This window comes from Ruegeria sp. AG6 (genome assembly GCF_056541565.1).
Genome location: NZ_JBQFYQ010000021.1, coordinates 1 through 2500, shown reverse-complemented (window position 1 = coordinate 2500; position 2500 = coordinate 1). Strand labels below are relative to the sequence as shown.

The 2500-nt window shown below is 54.6% G+C and carries 1 tRNA gene and 2 rRNA genes (1 of these 3 cut by a window edge); all 3 read left to right on the top strand.

Annotation, left to right across the window (positions count from 1 at the left end):
- Positions 1-2005, top strand: a 23S ribosomal RNA gene (locus tag ACR0I0_RS20495) (it extends 861 nt beyond the left edge of the window).
- Positions 2006-2193: 188 nt separating this feature from the next.
- Positions 2194-2308, top strand: a 5S ribosomal RNA gene (gene rrf, locus ACR0I0_RS20490).
- 115 nt (positions 2309-2423) lie between these two features.
- Positions 2424-2500: transfer RNA gene (locus tag ACR0I0_RS20485), tRNA-Met, on the top strand.

The following is a 2500-nucleotide window of genomic DNA, read 5'->3' as shown; positions in this document are numbered from 1 at the left end:
CATCCGAATACCCCGGGGGGTAGAGCACTGGATGGGTAATGGGGCCCCACAGGCTTACTGATCCTAACCAAACTCCGAATACCCGGGAGTACTAGATGGCAGACACACTGCGGATGCTAACGTCCGTAGTGGAGAGGGAAACAACCCTGACCTACAGCTAAGGCCCCCAATTCATGGCTAAGTGGGAAAGCAGGTGGGACGACCAAAACAACCAGGAGGTTGGCTTAGAAGCAGCCATCCTTTAAAGATAGCGTAACAGCTCACTGGTCTAAACAAGTTGTCCTGCGGCGAAGATGTAACGGGGCTCAAGCCATGAGCCGAAGCTTAGGATGCCGTAAGGCATGGTAGCAGAGCGTAGTGTGACATAGAACTCATCCTGTATTGCCGCCGGTTATGTGGCGCGAGTAATCGCGCTCAAGTAGCCGAATAGGCGGTAGCGCAGGATAGAGTTCTTTCGATGAAGCCGGCCTGTGAGGGATCCGGTGGAGAGATCACTAGTGAGAATGATGACATGAGTAGCGACAAAGAGTGTGAGAGACACTCTCGCCGAAAGTCCAAGGGTTCCTGCTTAAAGCTAATCTGAGCAGGGTAAGCCGGCCCCTAAGCCGAGGCCGAAAGGCGTAGGCGATGGGAACTAGGTTAATATTCCTAGGCCAGGAGGATGTGACGGATCACAGGTGTAGTTCAATCTTATCGGATTGATTGGGCTGCTGAGTGGTTCCTGGAAATAGCCCTCCATCAGACCGTACCCTAAACCGACACAGGTGGACTGGTAGAGCATACCAAGGCGCTTGAGAGAACGATGTTGAAGGAACTCGGCAAAATACCTCCGTAAGTTCGCGAGAAGGAGGCCCGGTTCCTAGGCAACTAGGGGCTGGGGGCACAAACCAGGGGGTGGCGACTGTTTATTAAAAACACAGGGCTCTGCGAAGTCGCAAGACGACGTATAGGGTCTGACGCCTGCCCGGTGCCTGAAGGTTAAAAGGAGAGGTGAGAGCCTTGAATTGAAGCCCAGGTAAACGGCGGCCGTAACTATAACGGTCCTAAGGTAGCGAAATTCCTTGTCGGGTAAGTTCCGACCTGCACGAATGGCGTAACGACTTCCCCGCTGTCTCCAACATCGACTCAGCGAAATTGAATTGCCTGTCAAGATGCAGGCTTCCCGCGGTTAGACGGAAAGACCCCGTGCACCTTTACTACAGCTTCGCACTGGCATCAGGATTGTGATGTGCAGGATAGGTGGTAGGCTTTGAAGCAGGAACGCAAGTACCTGTGGAGCCTCCCTTGAGATACCACCCTTCGCACTCTTGATGTCTAACCGCGGTCCGTTATCCGGATCCGGGACCCTGCGTGGCGGGTAGTTTGACTGGGGCGGTCGCCTCCTAAAGCGTAACGGAGGCGCGCGAAGGTTGGCTCAGAGCGGTCGGAAATCGCTCGTTGAGTGCAATGGCAGAAGCCAGCCTGACTGCAAGACTGACAAGTCGAGCAGAGTCGAAAGACGGCCATAGTGATCCGGTGGTCCCGAGTGGAAGGGCCATCGCTCAACGGATAAAAGGTACGCCGGGGATAACAGGCTGATACTGCCCAAGAGTCCATATCGACGGCAGTGTTTGGCACCTCGATGTCGGCTCATCTCATCCTGGGGCTGGAGCAGGTCCCAAGGGTACGGCTGTTCGCCGTTTAAAGAGGTACGTGAGCTGGGTTTAGAACGTCGTGAGACAGTTCGGTCCCTATCTGCCGTGGGTGTAGGAGACTTGAGAGGAGTTGCCCCTAGTACGAGAGGACCGGGGTGAACGATCCACTGGTGGACCAGTTGTCGTGCCAACGGCAGTGCTGGGTAGCTATGATCGGACAGGATAACCGCTGAAGGCATCTAAGCGGGAAGCCCCCCTCAAAACAAGGTCTCCCTGAGGGCCGTGGAAGACCACCACGTCAATAGGCCGGAGATGTAAGCGCAGCAATGCGTTCAGTTGACCGGTACTAATCGCCCGATAGGCTTGATTTGATCCAGTAATGGAAAGACAAATCACCAAAAGCATACACTGACCTTGATTATGGACAGCGTCGCAGCGCCAAGCCGCGATGTTGGTTGATTATATAACCGAGTGGCACCGCGCATTCGCAAGCGAATACGCTGCCTGCCAACCGTCGCTTTCTTGCTCCGCAAAAAAGTCGACATGGGCTTTTCCTCGGTTTGGTGGTCATAGCGCAAGTGAAACACCCGGTCCCATCCCGAACCCGGAAGTTAAGCACTGCCGCGCCAATGGTACTTGGGCTTAAGCCCCGGGAGAGTAGGTCACCGCCAAACCTAGAAAAAGCCCATATCTCTCTAACACGATGACACAATACCCGGCCTCAAATAGCGCAAGCGATAGGCCAACCAAAGACCTCAAGTAGCGTAAGCGCTAGGTCACAAAAACTGTCGCGGGATGGAGCAGCCCGGTAGCTCGTCAGGCTCATAACCTGAAGGTCGTAGGTTCAAATCCTACTCCCGCAACCA